General features: G+C 47.5%; 15 protein-coding genes. 3 read left to right on the top strand and 12 right to left on the bottom strand.

Going from position 1 to position 22999, the window contains the following annotated elements; genetic code table 11:
• Window positions 1–24 precede the first annotated feature (24 nt).
• The 5 genes from NYE29_RS27935 to NYE29_RS27955 form a co-directional block, all read right to left on the bottom strand.
• Window positions 25–618, bottom strand: coding sequence for a TetR/AcrR family transcriptional regulator (locus NYE29_RS27935; RefSeq protein WP_076109389.1), 594 nt, complete (start codon window positions 616–618; stop codon window positions 25–27).
• 39 nt (window positions 619–657) lie between these two features.
• Window positions 658–1428: a flavodoxin family protein gene (locus NYE29_RS27940; RefSeq protein WP_340898384.1), complete on the bottom strand. Its 771-nt coding sequence runs from the start codon at window positions 1426–1428 to the stop codon at window positions 658–660.
• Between the two features lie 184 nt (window positions 1429–1612).
• Window positions 1613–5071 carry a discoidin domain-containing protein gene (locus tag NYE29_RS27945; RefSeq protein WP_340898385.1) on the bottom strand — a complete coding sequence of 1153 codons (3459 nt, stop codon included), beginning with the start codon at window positions 5069–5071 and terminating at the stop codon, window positions 1613–1615.
• Window positions 5072–5236: 165 nt separating this feature from the next.
• Window positions 5237–5914 carry a DUF6273 domain-containing protein gene (locus tag NYE29_RS27950; RefSeq protein WP_340898386.1) on the bottom strand — a complete coding sequence of 226 codons (678 nt, stop codon included), beginning with the start codon at window positions 5912–5914 and terminating at the stop codon, window positions 5237–5239.
• Between the two features lie 278 nt (window positions 5915–6192).
• Entirely contained in the window at window positions 6193–8865 is a 2673-nt protein-coding gene (locus NYE29_RS27955; protein ID WP_340898388.1) for a family 78 glycoside hydrolase catalytic domain, read from the bottom strand.
• Between the two features lie 134 nt (window positions 8866–8999).
• Here NYE29_RS27955 and NYE29_RS27960 point away from each other — a divergent pair, with 134 nt between their 5' ends.
• Window positions 9000–9872 (top strand): AraC family transcriptional regulator, encoded by an 873-nt coding sequence (locus NYE29_RS27960; RefSeq protein ID WP_076109384.1) that lies wholly within the window; start codon window positions 9000–9002, stop codon window positions 9870–9872.
• Window positions 9873–10525: 653 nt separating this feature from the next.
• On the opposite strand, the gene NYE29_RS27965 is transcribed toward NYE29_RS27960, so the two are convergent.
• From NYE29_RS27965 to NYE29_RS27990, 6 genes are all read right to left on the bottom strand, one after another.
• The gene (locus NYE29_RS27965) at window positions 10526–12787 is read right to left on the bottom strand and encodes an amylo-alpha-1,6-glucosidase (protein WP_340898389.1); all 2262 of its coding nucleotides are present in this window, start codon (window positions 12785–12787) and stop codon (window positions 10526–10528) included.
• A 33-nt stretch (window positions 12788–12820) separates the two neighbouring features.
• Entirely contained in the window at window positions 12821–14668 is a 1848-nt protein-coding gene (locus tag NYE29_RS27970; RefSeq protein ID WP_340898391.1) for a glycoside hydrolase family 13 protein, read from the bottom strand.
• An 83-nt stretch (window positions 14669–14751) separates the two neighbouring features.
• Window positions 14752–15906, bottom strand: coding sequence for an MFS transporter (locus tag NYE29_RS27975; protein ID WP_340898393.1), 1155 nt, complete (start codon window positions 15904–15906; stop codon window positions 14752–14754).
• 150 nt (window positions 15907–16056) lie between these two features.
• Window positions 16057–16359, bottom strand: a complete 303-nt coding sequence (locus NYE29_RS27980) for an ArsR/SmtB family transcription factor (protein ID WP_038591660.1) — start codon at window positions 16357–16359, stop codon at window positions 16057–16059.
• A 31-nt stretch (window positions 16360–16390) separates the two neighbouring features.
• Window positions 16391–17461, bottom strand: coding sequence for a PdaC/SigV domain-containing protein (locus tag NYE29_RS27985; protein WP_340898396.1), 1071 nt, complete (start codon window positions 17459–17461; stop codon window positions 16391–16393).
• Between the two features lie 209 nt (window positions 17462–17670).
• Window positions 17671–18573, bottom strand: a complete 903-nt coding sequence (locus tag NYE29_RS27990; RefSeq protein WP_340898398.1) for an NAD(P)/FAD-dependent oxidoreductase — start codon at window positions 18571–18573, stop codon at window positions 17671–17673.
• A gap of 236 nt (window positions 18574–18809) precedes the next feature.
• On the opposite strand from NYE29_RS27990, the gene NYE29_RS27995 reads away from it, so the two are divergent.
• On the top strand, window positions 18810–19859 hold the full coding sequence (locus NYE29_RS27995; RefSeq protein WP_340898400.1) for an ArsR/SmtB family transcription factor: 1050 nt from the start codon (window positions 18810–18812) through the stop codon (window positions 19857–19859).
• 149 nt (window positions 19860–20008) lie between these two features.
• Window positions 20009–21721, top strand: a complete 1713-nt coding sequence (locus NYE29_RS28000) for an ABC transporter ATP-binding protein (RefSeq protein ID WP_340898401.1) — start codon at window positions 20009–20011, stop codon at window positions 21719–21721.
• Between the two features lie 136 nt (window positions 21722–21857).
• Here the strand turns inward: NYE29_RS28000 and NYE29_RS28005 are convergent, their stop codons facing one another.
• Entirely contained in the window at window positions 21858–22673 is an 816-nt protein-coding gene (locus tag NYE29_RS28005; RefSeq protein WP_340898402.1) for a GNAT family N-acetyltransferase, read from the bottom strand.
• Between the last annotated feature and the right edge of the window lie 326 nt (window positions 22674–22999).

Genomic DNA, 22999 nt, shown 5'->3' on the forward strand with positions numbered 1-22999 from the left:
TTGTTGCGGCTGCTTAACTTCAATCTACATGGGTTTTGCCTGCGGATGATCAGTCAGCCCCTTCATTACAAACTCCGCCATGTAATCCATAATCTGCGGAAAATGCTGAATCCCGATTTCATCTTTATGGGTGTCAATAATGATAATTCCTGTGAAAAAAGCCATGATCAGCTCAACATCCAGGTCATTTCTTATCTTCCCTTCAGCCTGCCAGCTTCTGAACAGTTCTGCAAAACTGTCATATAAGAAATCAACCTGTTCGACTCCATTCTCTTCACGGTATTGTTGCTCAATCTTGAAGAAAACATCTTTATTAAACCATTCTTTAAGGATTGGGTTTGAATTCATTCCATTAATGTTTAATGCTATTAATTTTTTGATCAGCGGCAGAGGTTCCTCATTTAAGTCGATGGATTTCATAATGCTCTTTTTCAGCTTCACATTTTCTTCCAGGAAGATCTCCAGGAACAGCTTCTCCTTAGAAGAGAAGTAATTATAAAATGTGCCTACTGCAATCCCGGCCGCTTTTGTAATGTCGGAGACATTGGTTTGTTTAAAACCTTTCGTACTGAAGATAGCTTTACCATTGTTAAAAATCTCTGTTTTCTTATCCTCCACTCTATTGCCCTCCGATAGATAATTAGTCACTGTAACTTGCTATGAGCGTTTAACCATTCTTTTTCCCATTCCATCGAAAATGCGACCAGCCATTTTTTTGACAAGCCCTAAGGAAACCGGGTAATAGTATCCCGATTCAAACCAGCCGTTTTCCTTGTAATACCGGTAATCCTTAGACTTATCGTCGAGCATTAGCTGAATGCTGGTACGGGACATACGGAACGTCATCAGCCTGAAAAAAGAAGGAACTGGTGGTGCTGCACGCATAAGGTCCTTGTAAAATCTCGCAGATGCTTTTTTGATTTCCCGGGTTATTTTATTCTGCGCAGCTTCACTTCGGGGCTCAAGCGTCGTCAGGACACAGCCTTTGGAGACTCGAAATCCGAAGTTCCCCCCCATACTGCTAAGATACTTAACGATAGCGTTGCCTCCAAAGATTCCCTGATTAACAATAGCCGTAAAGGTCTTCCCAAAAAACCGCGGTCTATGGAATGTAAAAGCAAGCCGGTCCAGCAGGTTCTTCATTGGTGCGGATACATGAAATGCGTAATTGGGGGTAGCGAAAATAACTCCGTCTGATTGGATCATCTTTTCCATCAGAATGTCACGATCATCATGCAAAGGGCAATATTCCTCCCCTTTATCAAAACATACCTTACAACCCCGGCAATATTCAAGCTGATAATCTTTAAGAAATACGATTTCGAACTCAATATTACCATAAGCTTTGAGATTACGCTCAAATTCACATACTGCCTTGTAAGTCGAATGCTTCTGATGATTTCCGATAAATGCAGTAACTTTTTTCATTGAAGCCCCTCCAGTATCTTCTGTGTTTAAGTCGAATTTGTTGGTGAATGAATTATTTATTATTCATTCACATCATAACATGGATATTCTACTCTGTCAGGATTGATATCCAGGTTTATACAAAAAGGCCTGCCCGAGATATCCCTTCATGGAATCACTCTCAGGCAGGAGCCTTTAGTTAATCTTATTGAATGGTCAACTTAAACCCATTTTGGATGAAGTATAAAGCTGGATAAGCGATATTGCTTGTCGTCAGGTTCTTGAATGTTGCGGAACCATTGCCGGTATAAGTGTAGATCGCCGCACCCGGATGGGGCCCCGCGAACCGCGAGGTGGTAATCCCGTCAAGTCCAGTACCGTTAATATTGATGTTGTTAAACACAATATTCTCGAATCCGCTTCCGTAGCCGAACTGAACTGCATCCCGCTGAGTGTTGATGATATCAATATTGGTGAATGTTACGTTCTTGATCGGATCATTGGAAGCCTCCAGATCTATCGCTCCGCGTTCTCCATCGTACAAGTCTTTACTGGTTCCGCTGTTGATTATGGTTGTATCCGAGAATACAATGCCGGTATTGTTCTGGAAATGATATCCCGGGAACACCGTGTTCATTCGGATTCCGGAACCTCCAACGGTGTCAATGATGTAGTTGTGATCAGCCTTATGCCCGCTTCCGCCGAAGAAGGCAATAGCCGCTGCACGCCAGTTATTCTCGATTGTATTATAGGAGAAGACATTGTTTACACCCGCAGGTGCACCATTGGTATTGCTGGTCCACACCGCAAGACCGTCATCTCCGTTATTCCGTACGCTGCTGTTACGTACGGTGGAGTTGCTTGTTCCTTGGGCGAAGTTGATTCCGTCGGCGAGGTTGTTGCGGATGCGGCTGTTCTCGACCACCAACCCGCTGGCATAGATTGCCGGAGTATGCCCATAGTCCCCTACCCACATGCCGCATTCAAAATGCTCTACCCAGACGTCATGGATGATGGAATTGGTTCCGAAATTGTCCATGAAACCCTTGTAAATCGCATTTTGCCCATATCTGGAACGCAGATTTGAATTAAGATACACATTGCTGAAATCAAGCTTGCCTGTTATTCGGAGCGAAATGCCTCCACCAGCCGCATTTGGATTGGTAAACTGGAGATTTGTATGCCAGTAACCCGCTCCAGTAATTGTTATGTTGCTTATCATTTTACTGATCGAGCCAATCTGCCAAATGCTGCTGAGGTTGAAGGTTCCTGCCGGAATGTAAAGTGTTTTCCCGCCTGCAACTGCTGCAGTAACAGCAGAATTGAAAGCAGCAAGATCATCCTTATTGTCATTTGCCACTGCCCCGTAATCCGTTACAGAGACTGCACCTGCCGGACGTGAGACAGCCGCTGGAACGGGCTCAATTTCAATGAAATCCACACCATATTCCAGGCTGTCCCCGTTATTCTTCTGAATGCGTATCGTATCTCCCGGTTGCAGCGCTGCGTCCATTTTCCAATGCACTTCATCAAACCTGAACAGCGGGCGTCCTGCACTAGGCGCATCTCCCGGCATATCGCCCGAGAAATACTGCCAGCTGTAATAGGAGGTCAGCGGAATGGTCTTGGCCTTGACTCCATTTACATATACATCCAGCGAACCGTTGAGTCCCATACCGTCTGCCGAATCTGGCATGGTGAATCTCATGGTTACACCCGCACCGCCTTCACCCGGTCTTACTGTCCACTGCGCATAAGAACCGTTCGAGGGCAGTGCCACATAACGCTGGCCGGAAGCTTCCGAAGCAATCAATGCCTGATTGAACGTAGGTGCACTCTTCAGGGCTGCAGCTCCACCTCGGGCAGCGTCATCGGTGTCGTACCGTGTGTAGGGTACACTTGCCCCACGAAGAGAAGATACAACCAGATTTGTTGTATTTACATTGTTAGCCTGCTTTGCCGTCACTTCGTTGGCGTCTGCGGCAACGGTAGTAGTTACGGTATAGTTGCCATTAAGCGCTGCCCAAGTCCCCGGAATTGCAACATGAACAGATGCTCCGGCAGCGAGGGTACCACTGTAGGAGCCATTAAAGGTTTGAATGGTGGAACCGGCAGAATTCTTAAGAACTACAGTGACTCCATGAGCACCATTTGCTGAATCCATGGTTCCCTGATTTTTAAGATTCACAGTAAAGTTGACAGCGTTATTGGCAACCGGGTTGCTTGGTGTCCACGTTACTGTACCCACCAGATCTGAGCTAGTCACAGGAGCGACAACGAGCGATGCTGCGTTCGTATAGCTGTTGTTGGTGTCGTTCTGCTCGATAATAAGGTTGCTCTCATCAACTTTGGCGGTTAAGGCATAGGATGCAGCGGCTTTTGTTCCTATATTCAGCGAAACGTTCGCCGACCCGCCTGCCGCTAATGCGCCTACCGGGGAAGTTCCGGCAAGTTCACGGTTCAGGTAAAAATTCACCGTAGAGGCTGCGGAACTTGCATTGCCATTGTTCTTAACCGTTGCATTCAACGTGATCACACTGCTCTCAACAGGAGCGGCAGGTGTCCAAGATATGCCGCTAATCAGGAGATCCGGGTTCGGTGCAGGTGTGCCGAATACTTGAAATTCAGCAATTTGTCCGGCGGGTGCGCCGGAATTTGCTGTGATGTTAAGCTGTATACGTTTGACCGTTGCGGTCACCGGAATAGTGACCGTATTGCCGGAGGCCGGATTAAATGTATACGATTGTGCGGATACCAGACTGCCGAAAGTCGTCGTGTCCTGGTTATGGCCGAGCACATGAATGGTTTGTGTGCGCGTACCCCATTCAGTGGACGGATTGAGCTTGAGCACGACCGATGTAACGTTGTAATTTGCGCCGAGATCAAGCGTTAATGTACTTGGATTGCCGCTGCCTTCCCAGTATGTGTTCGTATTATTATCGTTTGCATTAGCAGCCACGAACGACTGAGTACTTGAGGATGCGTTGATTGGTTTGCCGAAGGCAATGTTGCTGCCCGGAGAAGCCGTTGGAGTTGCTGTCGGGTTGACTGTTGGTGCCGGTGTAACCGTTGGTGAAGCTGTTGGTGTAATTGTTGCTGTAGGAGTAGGAGTCGCTGTTGGTGCTGGTGTTGGTGTTGGCGTAATGCTGCCGGTACCATAAATTTCGATTTCAGAGAGTTGTGCAGCTGGCCAGCCGGTATTGGCTGTTACGTTCAGACGGACGTAACGTGTACTGACAGCGGTGAAATGAATGGTAACTGAATTGCCAGCCACCGCCGGATTAAATACGTATTCCTTGGAACCGACAATATCTGTAAACGTTGTGCCGTTCGTGCTGCCTTGGATGGCCAGCGTTTGCGTACGGGTTTCCCAGCCTGCAGGAACTTTGAGCACTATTTGATCCATGCTCGTACTTGTTCCAAGATCGACACTAATCCATTGGGGGAATGTACTGTTCGTGCTTTCCCAGTAGGTTTCCTGGTTGCTGTCTTTGATGTGGTCCGGGCTGTACGTTTGAGATTGTCCACTCGACGTTACGTTCTTTCCCAGCGTCAGGTTCGTTCCGCCAGCCGCAGATACGGGTGCGAAAGGCCCAACGGCCAGGAACCAGCTTGAGATCAGCAGAATGACTACAAGTGAGCCTGCAAGATACTTGCTGCGCATGATACTCCTCCTCCAAAATGTGTAGGTGCTTGATCGTAGCTGTAGCCGATGCTCCTCCTTTCTATGCAATACAGCTTCATTATAGAGATTACGCAGTATAACCTATGAGAGGTAATTCTACGGAAAAGATGGCCGATTCCATGAATAATCCAGCGCCGATCGTTATCATTGAAGATGTATTATTAAAGCGGGACGCACACCGTAACAAGCTAAGTTGACACGTCCATAACTGCGAATACTGCTGCGAGGGCCAATAAAAAACGCGCGTGAAGAACTGCCAAGCTGAGTTCTCAGCCACCACCAGGAGCAGCCCAATTCTTCACCCTCCTCGGTGATATAGTCATTTTTCACTTTTTTATTATACACGTACAAGTGGCATCCATCGTTCTTTTTTATTCTGGCAAATTCTGTTGCTATTGCCCGACGTTTCGCACTTAAAGAGACTTCATCAAGTTTATAGGTCAGCTCTTTCACATCCGAAACACTGGGCAAAAAAACCTTGTCCTCCGTGTCTGAACTACCCTCTCCATTGTCAGCGCAATGTGTAGTCTTGATGAACCTCTTCTCGGAGTCATTGAACGCGGCATTATAAAACTCATCGTTCAGCCACCTTCGCAAATCAGAATCATGCCATGTAATTTCGGCATGCTCCCCATGATATCGCCTGCAATCCAAAATGTACTCGCTCAAAATGAACAGCTCACTACCCGAATTTTGCAGCACCCGCCACTTAATCGGTGTTCTGTCCTCGCCGCCAAGCGTCTGCGGGTAAGTGCCAAAAGTAAAGATTTCGCCGGGCTTTGCGCTCAAGTGCAGCGTGAAAGCAACGTTATCTTTTTCCAAGTAAGATCTCCTCCTTTCGTTTCTAATGTAATCGTACAACATTTATGCAAGTGCTAAGCTAAAGCCGCCAGACCCTTGATTAGCCGCAATATTAATTCAAAAAAGTTTAGCTATGTACTTTAATGTTTTCCTCTAAGTTTTGTCTGCAGTTAAAACGTTTGCCAGAGCCTAAGTGCAAAGATCATAATGCATAATTAAGCGAAAAAAAACAGCGTCAGGCTCTCACTGTAGAGTAAGAACCTGACGCCGCCGAGTCTGAACAGCAGCAATTACAGCATTTACGAAGGATACCCGTAAGTAAATTGGTAGCTGCCCGATCCCATTTCTATTTGCACACCAGTTTCTGCAGGCAATGTGCTGTAAATGCCTTCAGCCTGCTCCACCGGAATGCGGCTCTCAAGCAATCCCTGCAGCGTTGCTCCCGGAAGTATAACTACCGCACTTGTATTTGCGGGGACCGTAATCTGAACTTCCATGCCGCCATCCTCCAGCCGCCGCCATGACGAAGCCACTGTGCCATACATAGTTTCTAGACTGGCTTTAGCGAAATCCATGCCTTGGCCCGGTCTCGGACGGATATGAACCTTCTTAAATCCCGGCTCGGCTTCGTCCGGCCCCATTCCGGCAACATAACGGTACAGCCATTCTCCAATGGCTCCGTATGCGTAGTGATTAAAGGAGTTCATGTCTGCACTCCAGAAGCTGCCGTCCTCCCTGATCCCGTCCCAATGCTCCCAAATCGTTGTTGCCCCTTTAGTCACTTGATAGAGCCAGGATGGATAATCCTTCTGAAAGAGCAGTTTGTAGGCAAGATCGTTGTGTCCACTGTCACTAAGTACAGGATTCAGATAAGGCGTGCCGACAAAGCCTGTTGTCAGATGATCTCCGGCTTCGGCGAGCAGTTCTGCCAGTTTCAGGATGGCCTGCTCCTTTGCTGCCCCGTCTATAAGATCAAAGCGCAGCGCCAACACCTGAGCCGTTTGGGTAGGGACGGATATCTGCCCGTCTGGATTCACATATTCTTCGTGGAAGGTTTCAAGGATTCTACGATGTAATTCGCGGTAATTATCTGCATCCTTTGTATTTCCCAGTGCGGCAGCAGCTTTAATTGTCAGTGAAACCGAATAGGCATAAAATGCGGTAGCTACGTAATTGGGATCTGTGGCTCCAACATAGCTGTCCGGCTTTGAATCCAGCGCCAGCCAGTCCCCGAAATGAAATCCGGTATTCCACAAATAAGGATTGTCTCCCTGGGCGCGAATATATCCCACCCAGCTTTTCATACTCTCATACTGTTCTGCCAGAAGCCGCTTGTCGCCGTACATTTCATAGATCGTCCATGGACAGACTGCAGCTGCATCACCCCAAGCTGCCGACGAGTTGCTTGTCTCTCCCCAGCCGTCAGAGAAAGCTTCCGTCAGGTTGGGAACATAAAACGGAATGCCTCCTTCAGGGGTCTGATCCGCCTTCAAATCCCGCAGCCACTTGGTGAAAAACGGGGCAGTGTTCATCAGATACGAAGCTGTACGGACAAACATCTGCGCATCACCGGTCCAGCCGAGCCGTTCATCCCGCTGCGGGCAGTCGGTTGGCACATCCAGAAAGTTCCCCTTCTGCCCCCAAAGAATATTATGATGCAGCTGGTTCACCAAGGGATCCGAACACTGGAAGTCCCCGGTACGCTCCATATCTGAATGCACCACCACACCTGTGAAATCCTCAAGTTGAACGGTTTCCGGGAAGCCTGTAAGCTTCACATAACGAAACCCATGGAAGGTGAAATGAGGCTCATAGCCCTCTATTTCATCACCCTTCAGCGTATAGCGGATGAGCTGCGTCGCACTACGGATATTTTCCCGGTAGAAATTGCCGTCCCGGTCCAATATTTCGGCATGCTGAAGTTCAACGGTCTCGCCGGCCTTCCCCTGTACCGAAAATTTGAGCCAACCGACCATGTTCTGCCCCATGTCCAGAACTTTATCGCCTTGGGGAGTTGTCAGCACTGCAATAGGCTGCAGACTCTCATTCCGGGTTACAGGAACATTTTCCTGTGCCACAATAATATCTTTGGAATGCCCGATGACAGCAACGGGATGCCATCCTGCTTCCGATGTACTCATAAGATTACGCTCCAGCCGCGCATCGTAAGTCTCACCCATATAGATATCCGACATGCGGATCGCGCTTTCTGCCGCCTCCCAGCCTTGCCCGGTATGGATGCGCTGCGTACTGCCATCCGTATATTTTATATGAAGTTCCAGTAAAAGCGCTGTTGTAGATCCATAGATTTTTTTCTCCTTTTTCCATCCCAGATGTCCCTTGTACCAGCCATTCCCCAGCAGTGCGCCTAGCACATTTGTCCCCCCGGACAGGAGAGTGGTTACATCATACGTTTGATATTGTAAGCGTTTGCCGTAACTCGTCCAGCCGGGAGTGAAATAGTGATTTCCTACACGCCGGCCGTTCAACTGCAGCTCGTATAGACCCAGTGCGGTAACATAAATTCTTGCACTTGCAACCGTCCCTTTAAGCTCAACGAATGTACGAAGCTGCGGGCAAACCTCGGAATCTTCAGTGAAATACTCGGTTGGAGCACTGATCCACTCTCCCTCCCATTGCTCACCCATTAGCCCGGTTTCAAAAAATGCAGTCTCCGACCAGCGGGAGCACACTCCGCTTTGATCCCATGCCCTAACTTGGTAATAGTAACGTGTGCGTGCGTCCGGCTTCACCTGATCCAGCTCGACATGAATGGACTGCGATGACTCCACTCTGCCGGAATCCCAGCTCATTTCACGGTAGCCGCTATCCACAGCAACCTGAATCTGGTAAGCAGCCTGTTTGCAATCTCTGCGATCCGTTACCAGCTGCCAGCTGATTCGGGGTGCAGCGAGATCGATGCCGAGCGGGTTTTGTTTGTACTCACAGCGAAGTTTTACAATTGAGAACATATCGGTGTGATCCTCCCTCTATAGCTATAATTTAATCATTGCTCTATAATTATAGCTTCGGCACCGCTTTCATTACCCGGTAATACGGTCAATATATCCCTGAAATCATGCCATTTTTTATAGGAGGAGACTACATGCAACGATCCGCACAATTGTTCAAAAGCGAGAGTTTACTGCAGAACAATCTGCACTTGCTGGTCAACCGCTACGCGGAAAACTTCTTCGCTCCTTATCACTCCCATGACTTTATTGAATATTGCTACGTCGCTGAAGGGCGGGGTTTTCATCACATTGATCAAGCTGTTATTCCGGTCCGCAAAGGCATGCTGTTCGTGATTCCAGTGGGCGTATCCCACGTGTTCCGGCCGGCCACATCTCATCCAGAACAGGACCTTTTGATTGTCTACAACTGTCTTTTTGATGATCATATGGTGGACCGTTTGTCCGCCCTGCTCCAAGAAGAATCACCAATTATAGAACATCTGCAGTCGCTCGGCAGCAGCGGCTCAGCTTATTTTTCCGTCTCGGATTGGGACGGCTCGATAGAGAAACTAATGCTGAATCTACACCGCGAAATGTCTGTGCCTGGCATCGGCTCCGTAACTATGCTGCAAACACTGCTGAGCCAGCTGATAGTCACCGTATACAGACAACTATATGCGGATCAAGACAGGTCCACAATCGAGGCTTCCGATTTCGCCCAGGTCATTCTATTTATGGAGCAGAAGCTTTCCGAGGGAATCACTCTTGCCCATCTGGCCCAAATGTCCCGCTGGAGCAGCCGGCATCTCCAACGTATGTTCCTCAAACATACCAGCCAGTCCTTTGGCTCCTATCTGCAGCACCTGCGGATTCAAAAAAGCTGCGAACGGCTGCGCACCTCTGATCTCAAGATCAGTATGATTGCCGGGTCGGTAGGATACCGGGATATTGACACTTTCAACTCCGTATTCAAGAAAATTGTCGGTGAGCCGCCAATGGCGTATCGAAAGCGACATCGAACGTAACTTTTCCTCTGTCACAAGCGGAGCGGCTTCGCCGTCCTCAAATAAATTATATTTTAAAAAACCGCCCAAAGGGCGGCTGCAACATTCTTTTATTCTAAGGCGTATCTTCAAACCGCTTCCCCGCCAAAACCAGCTGCTGTATGCCCTAAGGAATCATGGGTGCTCTGAGCACGAACGGACCGAGTTGTACTTATTTGGGGCTTTTAGCCTGTTACAGTAGGAAAACGGACTCCAGCGCAGTTATTTCTCCCTGCTGGCCGTTTTTAGATAGAATGCATAGCTGATAAGGAGTACGTACCGGAAAGTGCACCATAAAAGTATCGGAGTACGTAACCCGAAAAAACACCGGTATACGCACTTAGCAGATCATCCCCGCAAGCTGCGGACTGTATAGCCTCTATTTATACTGGTTAGCTCTTTTTACTAGGTTCGCGGACCGTATAGCCTTTATTCGCATTCAGTTACTTATAAATAGGAGAGATTAGAGCAAATAGCTGCATCTGGGTCCGCCAAAGAGAATAAACAGGTGTTTTACTCTCCATAGCGCCTCCTGAGTCCGTCCGAGTAAACGAACCCGCCGTGGTTTTTTAGGGCCCCTACTTTCAATACTAAATCTCTGCTTCCCCAAAGCTCTTCCAGTTTGAAGACATCCTCTAGTCACTCGGGCTTTCTGTTGAAACATTGTACCGCCGCATCACCGGATGCGCATTCAGAGGCAATGGCTCTGCAAATTTGACATCCTTAAAGATCTGATCGCTTCGCGACTGCCACCGGGTTCTTTCTTTTGATTGTGGTATAACAGTGCCTGTAATGATCTTACCCTCCGCATCACGCTGAGTAATCTTTAATGTATGCTCAGCCCGGTTAATCTCCAGCATGGTATTGGATTCAACCTCTATACTCGCGACCTCAAAAGGCAAAATATCAATAATTACAGTCAGCCCAATTCCATTAAAGCTGTATTGATAGGTCTGTCCGGAAGCTTCCGCAGAATATCCTGCATTAATGCTGCCGCCACCTACTTTGACCTGATAGTGCAACTCTTTGATCTCTTCAGGGATTCTAGGTGCAAGCGTAAGCGTGCGGCGGATCATATCCGGCCGGATGCCAAGAAAATATTGGTACCAGACCCGCAGCTGCTCCGCATTGGACCAGGCCTGCAAATAAGCTCCAGTTAGCTTCGCCCAGTCCTCACCCACCTGAGGGTAAGCATCCAGATTCTCACTCAGTCCTCCGACTACACCGAGATTCAGCGCTTGCCAGTTCATATTTCGGAACAGCTTGTATGCCGTTTCTGGCTGGCCTGCTTCAATCATCCGCTGCATGGCGATGCCGTTTAACCAGGTCCATACCGCGCCGTTGTGATAAGCTTCATCTTTGTGATATAGCTCCGTTAGGTGAAAGGGATGAAACAACGGATGATGACGGTCGAGTGAGGCAACTCCCCAAGGATAAGCCAGTTCCTCCCATGCTGTGCGGATAACTTTGCTCTTATATTCACTGTCTTCGAGCATATCCAGAGCAAACAGCTGGTTCGGACGCAAGGAGAATTCCGCTTCGCCCTCCGCAGTCAACCGGTCTGCCAGATAAGGATGTGTCTGATCACGGAAGTCCAGCTCGAAATTCCCCTTTAACTTCTCAGCAATGGCATCCCATTTGGCTGCATTTTCTTGATCGTTCATAACCTCCGCAAAATATACTCCCGCCCGAAGCTGATTGTACCAAAGTGCTTGTATATCATTGGCCCGGGTATCCCTTGGCGAATAAGAGTTCAGATCCGCATCGCGGGCATCCATCCACGTTTCATTATCTTTATGTGTAAGATATCCTTTATCATCCACCCAGTTGCGGATCGATCCTTCTATACTGTTCTGCACCGCCGGGTACAACTGCGTGATGATTGCAGTGTCGCCGGAGTATTTTACATAATCCTGCAGCTGGATAATAAAACGTGGTGTACCGTCAGTGGTATGGTAATCAATGTTCTGGGGAGCGAGAATATTCGGCACCCTGCCGAAAGTTCTGGATGACTCCTCCGTATCCTGAAATTCCGCAAAAGATAACAGGATGTGCTTGGCCGTCTCGAATTGTCCGCTTACGAGCGCTGCACCCGGAAGAGCAATAAATTGATCGCGCCCCCAGTACTCATTGAACCAGGGCAGACCGGCGTAAATCCCCTCTCCCTGCTGCCTTGTCACCAATTGATCCATCGTGAGATTCAGCCAATTCAGCGCAAGGGTGAGCAACTCCGAGCTGGAGTCCACATGTACATTATGGTTCAAAAAATCTTCCATCCGCTTCACACGTTCAGCTTTCCAGCGGACAGCATGTTTCTGGGCATCCTGAATCAAGGCAGTTGCCTCAGCGGCCGATTTGCCAACCGCTATGTAAAAGCCGTCTGAGTTGCCAGAGCTGGTTATAATCCCGTCGTCCATAGACAGCGGCTGGATGTTCTTGGAGCTTACGGCAATAATCCAGTCTCCCTCCATGGAGGCAAACAGAGCAATCTGATGATTTAGTGCTATACATTCAACATTCTCACCGTTTATGACAATTCCGGCAGCCTGCCCGGAGCCGCCTTCCAGACTTACTTCTATTACATTTTTATAATCAAACATCCAGAGCTCTTCGGTCAGTTCCCCGTGTTTGCGAAGCATTTTATAGGGATACACCCAGACATCCGACTTTTGATTATCGAGCTTTTGCTTATCTACATATAGAGAATATCCGCCGAAAATTCTATTCTTGGCCACATTGAAACCTTCAAAATAAGCATGCTCCGGATGATTTGTCACGTGTGATTGAGTGAAGTAAAAGGCCGCTTCCTTATTAGTAAAAGAAATGCCGCGATTGGCGTCCGGTGGTACAAACATCGACATCGATTCCAGAATAGCTGGGTTTTCCTGTGCATTCATCAACATTAACCTCCAAAGTTATTACGTTTTACTTTAATGAACCAGCAGCCTGAAGGAGTAAGGTTCCATACTGATTTCATCTGACAGGCGGACGGATTCTCCGGCGAAAATATCCTGCAGCACCTGATTCTTCAGTTCAACGGGCAGGTTGAGGCTTGCCGCAGCCGGTGAATTATGAATCAGCACATACAGTGTGCTGTCTTGCGACTCTTTTGAGTAAATCAAGCTTCCAGTCTCATCCTCAACGGACAGCCATCGGATATCCGTTTCCTTGAGCACGTTGTATTGCTTTCTTAATTCAATCAACCGGTGAATGGTCTGATAGAGATTCAGGTTTTGCTTCGCAGCATCCCATGGCATACATTGCCGGTTGTGGTGTTCATCCCCGCCCAGACCCACTTCGCCACCATAATAAATGCTGGGGGAACCGCCGTACGTAAGCTGGAAGACATAAGCCAGCTTCACCAATTCTGGATTGTCTCCGCAGCAGTGGAGAATTCGTGCAGTATCATGGCTGTCCAGCAGGTTGAACATATTTTGCATCACTGGTTTGGGATAGCTGACGAGCAGCCCGTTAATCGCATATACAAAATCTGCTGCTGTAAAACGTTCCTGATTCTGAAGATGGACCCCAAAGAAGCGGGTAACAGCCGCCGTGAACTCATAGTTCATGACCGCATCAAACTGGTCGCCCTGTAGCCAGGGGTTGGAGTAAAACCAGTTTTCACCGAGAATATAGATCTCTTTGTTGATGCCTTTGATTTTTTTGCGGAATTCCCGCCAGAAATCATGGGGCACTTCATTGGCTACATCCAGCCGCCAGCCGTCTATGTTATACCGCTCTGTCCAATAGACAGCTACACTCAGCAGATACTCCCTTGCTGCTGCATTTTCTGTATTCCATTTTGGCATAATTTCGGCAAATCCGAAAGTCCTGAAGTTCAGATGTGCTCCCAAATCATTGCTATCCGCCGGAGCCGCCATAGAATTTGATACCACAGGTTTGTCCGGATCCATAATATAAAAGTAATCAAAGTAGACCGAGTCTCTTCCATTCTTCAATACATCCTGCCAGAAGGGATGCTCCTGCCCGCAGTGGTTGAACACGGCATCCAGCATCACTTTAATACCCCGCTTGTGCGCTTCTTCCACCAGCAGTCCAAAGCTCTCATTGTCGCCAAACTGCGGGTCGATCCGGAAATAATCTTTGGTGTCGTATTTATGCGAGCTTGGTGACTCAAAGATAGGCGTAAAGTAAATCCCCTCACAACCAAGATCCCGGATATAATCCAGCTTCTCTGTCACACCCTGCAGGTCCCCGCCGAATTTCTTCTCAGGACCGTCCAGTTCATCGCTGCCCCAAGCGAGCAGATTGTCCTGTTGCCCGGTAGCTCCCCTGTTGAACCGGTCCGGGAAAATCTGATACCACACGGTATCCCTCACCCAAGCGGGCGCTTTATAAAGATCATCTTCGAGGATATAGGGGTAGTTGAAATAATTCGTATGGTCGGCAGGCGGTGTCCAGTCTTTCTGAAGCGGGATGAAGCTGTGGGACCCGGCAAAACACAGCTCCTGGCCGTCATCTAATACAAATCCATAGCGGATTCTGCTCCATTTAAACCCCGGCACCTCTGCAAACCAGCAATCATGCAGCCGGGTGACATATTCCTTCTTCATTTCCACAGGCTGTATGTTATTCACTGCAAATTCATACACATGTGATCCTTTGCTTACAGGCCTCCAGTCGAACGGGTCAATGGGAAGAAGCTTAACAGCTTGTATATCATCTCTTTTGGTCTTGATACGGATATGCAGTGTTTCCTGATTAACCCCATAGGAAAATGCCCCCTTGGGTTCGTGGATAAATGCTGCCAGTTCCATAATAAACACTCCTTATAAATTGATATTAACAAATCACTTATACGTTTAAGTAAATTTATTATATTCTTCTTATCAGCAGGCTGTCAATCGTGCGAGGAATCCAGACGGTAAAGCGTAAAAGCAGCAATAACCGCCAGGGCAACGCCGGCTGCACCGAACCATGCAATGGAAGACAAAGAAACTTGGTTGACGGCTATTCCGCCGAGTCCCGCTCCGGCAGCCATCGCGAGCTGCATCATGGACTGATTCAGGCCTAGCATAACCCCGGATGCTTCAGGCTCAATCGTCGTTAAATAATACTGCTGTGTCGGTCCAGTCGACCAGGCAGCAAATGACCAAAATACCAATACGGCCATTACTCCGGCCAAAGAGTCCTTAACCACAGCTAACAAGAGCAGCATTACGATATGAAGCGCCATTCCGCTGAATAAGGTACGGTGAATTCCCCAGCGGTCTGTACTGTAGCCGCCAGCCTTTGAGCCAATCATACTGGCGATCCCAAAAGCCAGCAAAACCCCGCTGATGTAACCGCTGCTTATACCCGATACTTTGAGCAGGAATGGTGACAGATACGTATAAGCGATAGAATAACCGCCAAGCCAGAAGAAAGAAATGGACAATCCCAGCGCTACTTTTGGCTTTTTCAGCAATTCTAGTTGCTTACGCAGCGGTACAGGTGTATCCCCCTTTATATTGGGTAAGGTGAACGAGAGAATGATCATTGCCAAAATGCCCAGCAAAGCAATTCCGCCAAACACAAACTTCCAACCCAGAATATCCGCTGTCATCCGCCCCAGAGGGACTCCAATAATAAGCGATGCCGTAAATCCCATGACGACCGTTGCGATGGAGTTGGCCTGTTTGCCTTCAGGAGCGATTTTTGCAGCAATATTTAAGGCCGTAACCACGACTACTCCGGCTCCAAGCGCCATCAGGATACGTGCAGCCACGAATAGTCCATAACCTGGCAGCACGAAGGCAAGAATGTTGGATACAACAAATACACCCAGTGCAGAGACGATTAATTTGCGGCGGTCCATGCTTGCCGTCAAAGCCATTAGCACAGGTGTGCAAAGCGCATATACCAGTGAGAAAATCGTAATCAATTGACCTGCAGACGATAGCGATACACCAAACGAAAGTGAAACCTTATCTAAAATCCCGGATAAAATGTATTCCGAGGTTCCGACCAAAAAACTGATGATGGCGAGTGTGTATATCTTCCAGCTCGTAGACATATGTAATGTTCAGCTCCTAAGTTGTAGTTATATAAAGATATATCGCGAATTATAGATATTATTAATCAAATAAAATCTACATATTACGAATTATCGAATTGTTAACTTAAAACAAAACTGAATTCTTAGAACAAGAACTCAGTTTGTGCCTTACATTTCTTGCTTCATGTATTCAGCCATATTTAGAATCGCTTCTTCATCCCTCTGGTAATACGTAAATTTGCCAATACGTTTGGTAGTAATAAGCCCTGCTCTCTGCAGTATCGAAAGATACTGGGAGGCAGTAGATTGGGTCATATTCAGCTTATCGGTAATTTGACTGACACATACCCCGGTTTCCGTCATATCAATCCCTTCATGGGGTGTAAAATGAACATCAGGCTCCTTGAGCCACTGCAGGATTTGAATCCGCGATTCATTGGACAACGCTTTAAAAACATCTATAGGTTTCATGAAATTTATTATATCGATAATTTGCGATATGTCAATTCTCTATTTCGGAAATTCGGGAGAGCGGAATCCGTATTTCAAAAATTCCATCGTGGATGAACTTGGCGGCGTCTTGCTGAACATATACAACAACCCGTCCATCCAGCAGATACCAGCCTGTACTGGAGTTTTCGATTCCCGGAAACTGAAGTGGTGCGAAAGGGCCTGCTTCCCCTGAAGCAATCCTCAGGTTAACATACTGATTTATCCGTGTTTGGTAATTCGGATTATTCCCGGCAACCTGCTGTAGTGACAGCTCCTCTCCTGTTGCGAGATCGAAGGTCCAGCTGTACCGGATGCTTTTGTCCTGCTTGGATTCGCCCATATACTGATAAGTATCCGCATATAGACTGAGCAAACCTTTTTCATTGTAAGCGATCGTCCACTCCACTTGGAGCCCGTAGGGTAAGATATGAGCGTAGTCAATAATTTTGTCCTTGCTCGGATGTGCTGCCCAAGCTTGCGCAAGCTCTTGCTCGGCCTGTGTTTTCCAGCCTTCTGCCTTATTCTGGAGGAAGTGATTGATTTTATCGATCCCCTCTTTGTTCGCAGAACCGGAAAGAACAGGATAACGGATAGAAAATGAATAAGGCTCTGTAGTTACCGCCAGCTCACCGGAAGCGGAAATCGTCAGCTCATTTTCAGGACGTGAGTTGAGGAGATAACTGTTTTTGCCCTTCAGCACAATATCATAACCAGACATTGTCGCCAGCTGGCGGAGCGGCACATAGGTGGAACCCTCTCTGACAAACGGTGTTTTGGCTGAAGAAGTTAAGCCGTTGACACTATAAGAACTGTTGTAAAGAGTTAGCTTGATTACGCGCCGTGGTTTGCTGAGCGTTAGATCACCGGTGCTGGCATGATTATCCACCGTGTATCCCATGGCCCGAGCAATCGGCATCAGCTGGACCAACAAGGTTCCATCCGCACTGTACGCCAGTGCTTTCAGCTGTTTACCCTCAATGTTGAATGTTGTGAGAACCGGTGCATAAGGTGAGACGGCAGCGGCAACCTGAGGTTTGATTGCAGAAGCTGAAATTGCCTTAGCTGCTTGCCCGCCACTCATTCGGGAAAATGCTCCGACGTCGGCAGATACCCGGGCAGGTGTGGCAAGACACATACTCAATAACACGCATACAGCGGTAAATCTGAAAATACGGACTTGCATTTGTGACTTTTGAATAGGCAGTGACATGGTAAACCCTCCGTTTCCATTACTTACCTATAGACGAAGAATTGCTTGTTTTGTTTCGGTAACTGACCGGAAAGAGGATTTCAATTGAAATCTTCCTCTGTCAGATCCATATTTACGTTCATGCCAATTCGGCTGCCGTCGGCTGCGGCAAAAATCAATTGGGAAGGCGCGAAATACGAAGCATCACCTGCGGCATATATACCGGAGACAGAAGCTTGTCCTTTGTCATCTGTCCGAATTCCTCCAAGCTCCGTTATTTCACAGCCTAATTGCTCTCCTAACGTTGAGCTTTGCACAAGTTTCGGAGCTACAAAGCCGCCGGTTCTGGCCACAATAGTTCCATCTGCAAAACGAATGTGCTCAAGCCGCCCGTTCTGGCCGAGGAAAGCCGCAACCGGTTGTTCAATCACGACGATTCCTTTAGATTCAAGCTGCTGTCTTTGCTCTTCTGTCAAGGACGCCTGGCCATGTGTACACACAAGCAAATCCTTGCTCCAATTGAGGAGCAGCTTAGCCATATGGAATACGGTCGGATATTCAGAGACAATGGCCAATGGTTGATCCCTCAGCTCCCATCCGTCACAATAAGGGCAGTTAAACAGGCTTTTACCGTATAAAGGACGTAGGCCTTCGATCTCCGGAAAGATCTCCTTTAGACCCGTCGCCAGGATAAGCCTCCGTGCTTGAACACGGACTCCTCCCAAATCCTCTATCTCAAATCCACCTTGCTCTTGAGAGACCGAAACCACTTCGAAGGGCAAATGGTCTACAGACGGATAATGCTGCAGTTCCTCATGTGCCACGCGCCTGAACTCAGCCGGAGTTACTCCATCCCTTGTAATAAAACCGTGAGACGCATGCGTGACAGCATTTCTGGGACGGTTGTTGTCGATCAGAGCCACACTCCTCCTTGCTCTGCCAAGCACTAGGGCTGCATTCAGCCCGGCAGGTCCCCCACCAATAATCGCGCAATCGTAAATCATAAATCTCATCCTCCTTGATGGCTATTAAAGACTCTTTATATCCGTAAATAGAACAAAATTTTTTTCTTGAACTGCTGACCTGAAATTCCAGATCGCAATTCATCATATTCAAGGACTTAATATATCTATAATGACTTTATATTTGCAGCTGCGTCAAGTTGAAACTTGATAATCCTATTTAATGAAAATATAATGAATTAGATAAGCACCAAACTAAAAAAAATTATGGAGGACCTATGAACCTCAACATTCATGAACGGCTGGAACCCGTCTTTGAAATCTTGGGTTTGCTCTACGTCAGTTGCCATGTGGAGAATCACAAGAAAGGGACGATTGAAGACCTGAACAAATTCGGGCTTGACGGAGAAGCCTTTTACAGCAAGCATTTGAAAATAGTAGACAAGTACATCCATACCTTTCTTAAATATCGTGTACTTGGTAAGGAAGCGGACTTCTTTTTCGGGGATGAAAATGACTCCTTCTTCTCCATTCTCCATCTGCTGCTCAGTGAAAATACGGCTTGGTTAAACTCACTTGCAGAAGTGCCGGATGAGGTGCTTCATGAAGAAATATGGAAGATCCTGCTCGACATGGAAGTCATGCAAAATTACCAACTGCAGAAAACCTCACCTTCCGGAATTCTATCTTTGGTTGATATTATCACCTTCCTGAGCGACAGTCCTCTTGAAGAAGGGATGAAATGGAAAATGTTGAGGCTGCTGCAGCAGCCGCGCACACAAATCCAGGCGCTTTCCCGGATCATCAACAATAACTTGGCTGCATTTGAGCAGGTGTGCCAGGAAGTGGAGAAGCCGCTGAACAAGCTGATTTCCAAGTATGTTCAATCCGTGCAACGGCAGGACGATGTACAATTTATTAAGCTGGTGGAAATGTTCAGCGATGCACCCTCTGTCCATCCATCCTTAATTGTTCCGCTTGGACAGGTGATGTTCGCCAAGCATTGCTACTATGGCCTGTTCGTCGATCTGCTTCCGGTAGCCAGTAAGGGCCATGCCGATTCTAAAGATTTTCTGCTGCTTCGGATGAAGGCACTCGGGGACAACAGCAAACTGCAAATTCTGGCGTCGCTCAAGGTTAGTCCGAAATACAATCTGGAAATTGCAGATCAGATGGGCTTAACAGCTGCCACCATGTCTCATCATATGAATGTGCTGCTCGCATGCGGTATGGTCGGAATTGAGAAAAAAAACGGCAAGGTGTATTATCATCTGGACTCAGACAACTTGCGGCAGTTAATTACTGACCTTGAACATTTTCTGCTATAGCATTGACAGACTTCCCAAGAGTTTTTAGCGGGAAGTTTTTTTGCGAACGAATAAGATTATCATCTAATATGTTTGACATAATTATAATTAATATGATACTGTCATCTTATCAATTTAATGATAATCTAATTTTAGGAGTTGGCTATTTGATGAAACAGTCCATCCGTCAAAACAAAATGCTGCTTGCGGTTACCCTGCTGTTCAGCATCATTACCTCGGCAGCAGGCGTACTGATTGCGATCATTCTGCAAAAGGTAATCGATGCCGCTATGCAGGGTGACATGTTGCTTTTCAAAAAAATCGTAATCCTGTCGGTTGCATATTTGCTGCTGCTAAGCTTGTTCGGCTTCATGTATGCCATTTGCAGCAAAGCCTTGATCCGCAATCTGACCCTGTCACTGAGGGAGCGGGTATTCCGTGGGGTATTCCGCAGAAATGCAGAAGAGTTCACTTCGTCCAATACGGCTGATTATTTGTCGGCACTCACCAATGACATCAAACTGCTGGAGGATAACTATATTCAACCTCTGCTGCTTACCCTGCAGAATGTTGTGGTTTTTGCAGCCTCCCTCATTATACTCCTCTACCTGAGCCCGCTGATTACCTTAATCTTGGTGGTATGCATGATCCTGATGTTCACCGTCCCTTCCCTCTTCGGCAAAGCTCTACAGGACAAACAAAGTGCCGTATCTGCCCGGATGTCCATTTTCACGACGAGCGTTAAGGATCTGTTGTCGGGTTATGAAGTGATCAAATCCTATGCGATGGGCAAACACACGGAGCAGAAGTTCCAGCAGGAGAACACCGCGGCAGCAAACACCCGTTTTGCCGCTGACCGGCTGTTTGCCGCCAATGAGAGCCTCTCCGAAACTCTTGCCATTCTCACCCAGTTTTCAGTAGTCTTTATTGCCGCTTATCTGATTATTTCCGGAGATTTCTCAGCGGGGAGCCTGGTTGCCCTTGTCCAGCTGAGCGGCGGTTTTGTGGGACCTGTACTGGTCGTGATGCAGAATCTGCCCAAAATTCAAGGTGTCAAACCTGTTGTGCAACGGATCAATGATCTGGCAAGCGAAGAGGCACAGCCGAAGTCAGGTTTGCTCGAACCTGTGTTCAACGAGAATCTGGAGATCAGCCGCTTACACTTTGCCTATCAGCAAGGAAATCAGGTGCTTTCGGACATCAATCTTTCCCTGCAAAAAGGAAAAAAATATGCACTGGTCGGACGAAGCGGCTGCGGTAAATCTACACTTGTTAAACTGCTTAGCGGGTATTATGACAGGTATGAAGGCTCCATCACCCTTGATGGGATTAACATCAAACAGCTTGACCCAGAGCGGCTGCAGCAAATGACGGCGACCATCCATCAGAATGTCTATATGTTCGATACGGATATTAAGCAGAATATTTGCTTGCATGAGGAATTCTCCGAGGAAGTTATGGAAACTGCCCTTCATACCAGCGGAGTCCATAAGTTTGTGGAGAAGATGCCCAGTGGACTGCTGACCACCGTCGGTGAGAACGGCTCACAGCTCTCCGGCGGCCAGCGGCAGCGGATTGCCGTTGCCCGGGCGCTGATCCGCAGCAAGCCGATCCTGATTCTGGATGAAGGAACTTCCGCGATTGATATGCAGACCGCTTATGAAATCGAAAGCAGACTGCTCACGCTTAAAGAGCTGACCTTAATTACGATAACCCATAATATGAATGAGGAATTGTTGGGATTATATGATGAAATTATCTATATGGAGAACGGACGAATCGCTGAGGTTGGCTGCTTCCAGGAGCTTCGCGTGCGTGGTGGCGGATTTGCAGCCTTTTGCTCATTGCACAAGGAGGATGTTGTGGGGGCGCTTCAAGCATAATCATGTGAGATCATGGGAACAGCCAGCTCCCTATAAACCGGAGACTGGCTGTTTTTCCCTGCTAAGAAACGCTGTTAATAATAACATGCTGAACCCTGAACGTCTTCACGACGGTTAATCAATTTGATTCTACAAATTAAAGCCGGGCTGTCCAAACCGCTCTTGTCCAAGCCAGTTGAAATCCGGCCCGTTCCATATTGTTCTGGCTTGTAGAACCAAAACCCGCCTGAGCCGTTATGAGCCGACAACCTGCCAAGTGAGCCTCGTGCATCCTCTTGTGCAATAATGCAGTCTGGATCCCCCGGTTTCTGTATTCAGGAATTGTTGCGGCGAGTGTGCAAGAGGCGATATCGCCGTTTATATGCATCGCAGCCACTCCTGCCGGAATCCCCTCCCAATAACCTGCGAAAAGCTTCCACCCCGGCCTATTCAGCAATCCTATGTTATTATTCACGAAATGAATCTTATCGGACAATGCCATGCCGGAAGCTAGGCAATGGATTTCTGCATATGTGTCAAAGGAATTTACGTTATTAATTTCGACAATTGTTATCTTGGATGGAAGTTCAGACGGCGCTTGACGCGGCAGCCCATACAGTACAGCATGAAAACCACTCTGGTAAAGTCCGTGATCGGCTAACCCTTTAAAAAGCTTGGAGCTGCAATGAACAGGATCCACATCGATCTGGAAAGCTCTGTCTTTGGCCGTGTAAAATCGGATGATCTCCTCCAGCTTGTCTACGTCCTGATCAGAGATTCCTTTAACAGAATTAAACAGGCTCCATGGCATGGTCCTGATATAGAAACCAGTGGTGTGGCCGAAACGGACAATCTCAACACCCTCCGGGTTACCTTCGCGTTCGCGGATGGAGTTAATTCTTGAGGTTAAATAGTCAATTTCTGACTGCTGGATTTGTTCAGCAAGACCTTGGTTCAAGACTGGCAGCTTCATGAAAGATCACTCCTTATTCAAGTTCCCTAATATAGCAGGCATCACAGGCAAAATGCTCCGAACCGGCCAGCGGTGCTTCCAGTAACGTAAATCCATACTTCTTTTGTAAAAATGAAATAAATCACGGAGACAGTCATCTGCACATTGCCTCCAAACCCTTCTACATATTCTCTTAATTATACATGAAACTTCCGCGCATCCCCCCGTCTTTTTGCCTGTGGTTGATGACCGATGACTTACATACGATATCCTATGTGCTGAAGGCTGCCGAATGATCCATTCCCGTAAGACAGGCAATATAAGTGTGTAAAGCTATACTTCCACTA

Source organism: Paenibacillus sp. FSL M7-1046 (assembly GCF_038007405.1).
In the GTDB taxonomy this organism is placed as follows: Bacteria; Bacillota; Bacilli; order Paenibacillales; family Paenibacillaceae; genus Paenibacillus_AQ.

Bases quoted from the DNA above. Each gene is read 5' to 3' on its own strand.
- NYE29_RS27940 (WP_340898384.1), bottom strand. From the start codon at position 1,428: ATGAAAAAAGTTACTGCATTTATCGGAAATCATCAGAAGCATTCGACT.
- NYE29_RS27945 (WP_340898385.1), bottom strand. From the start codon at position 5,071: ATGCGCAGCAAGTATCTTGCAGGCTCACTTGTAGTCATTCTGCTGATC.
- NYE29_RS27955 (WP_340898388.1), bottom strand. From the start codon at position 8,865: ATGTTCTCAATTGTAAAACTTCGCTGTGAGTACAAACAAAACCCGCTC.
- NYE29_RS27960 (WP_076109384.1), top strand. From the start codon at position 9,000: ATGCAACGATCCGCACAATTGTTCAAAAGCGAGAGTTTACTGCAGAAC.
- NYE29_RS27965 (WP_340898389.1), bottom strand. From the start codon at position 12,787: ATGAATGCACAGGAAAACCCAGCTATTCTGGAATCGATGTCGATGTTT.
- NYE29_RS27970 (WP_340898391.1), bottom strand. From the start codon at position 14,668: ATGGAACTGGCAGCATTTATCCACGAACCCAAGGGGGCATTTTCCTAT.
- NYE29_RS27975 (WP_340898393.1), bottom strand. From the start codon at position 15,906: ATGTCTACGAGCTGGAAGATATACACACTCGCCATCATCAGTTTTTTG.
- NYE29_RS27980 (WP_038591660.1), bottom strand. From the start codon at position 16,359: ATGAAACCTATAGATGTTTTTAAAGCGTTGTCCAATGAATCGCGGATT.
- NYE29_RS27985 (WP_340898396.1), bottom strand. From the start codon at position 17,461: ATGAGTGGCGGGCAAGCAGCTAAGGCAATTTCAGCTTCTGCAATCAAA.
- NYE29_RS27990 (WP_340898398.1), bottom strand. From the start codon at position 18,573: ATGATTTACGATTGCGCGATTATTGGTGGGGGACCTGCCGGGCTGAAT.
- NYE29_RS27995 (WP_340898400.1), top strand. From the start codon at position 18,810: ATGAACCTCAACATTCATGAACGGCTGGAACCCGTCTTTGAAATCTTG.
- NYE29_RS28000 (WP_340898401.1), top strand. From the start codon at position 20,009: ATGAAACAGTCCATCCGTCAAAACAAAATGCTGCTTGCGGTTACCCTG.
- NYE29_RS28005 (WP_340898402.1), bottom strand. From the start codon at position 22,673: ATGAAGCTGCCAGTCTTGAACCAAGGTCTTGCTGAACAAATCCAGCAG.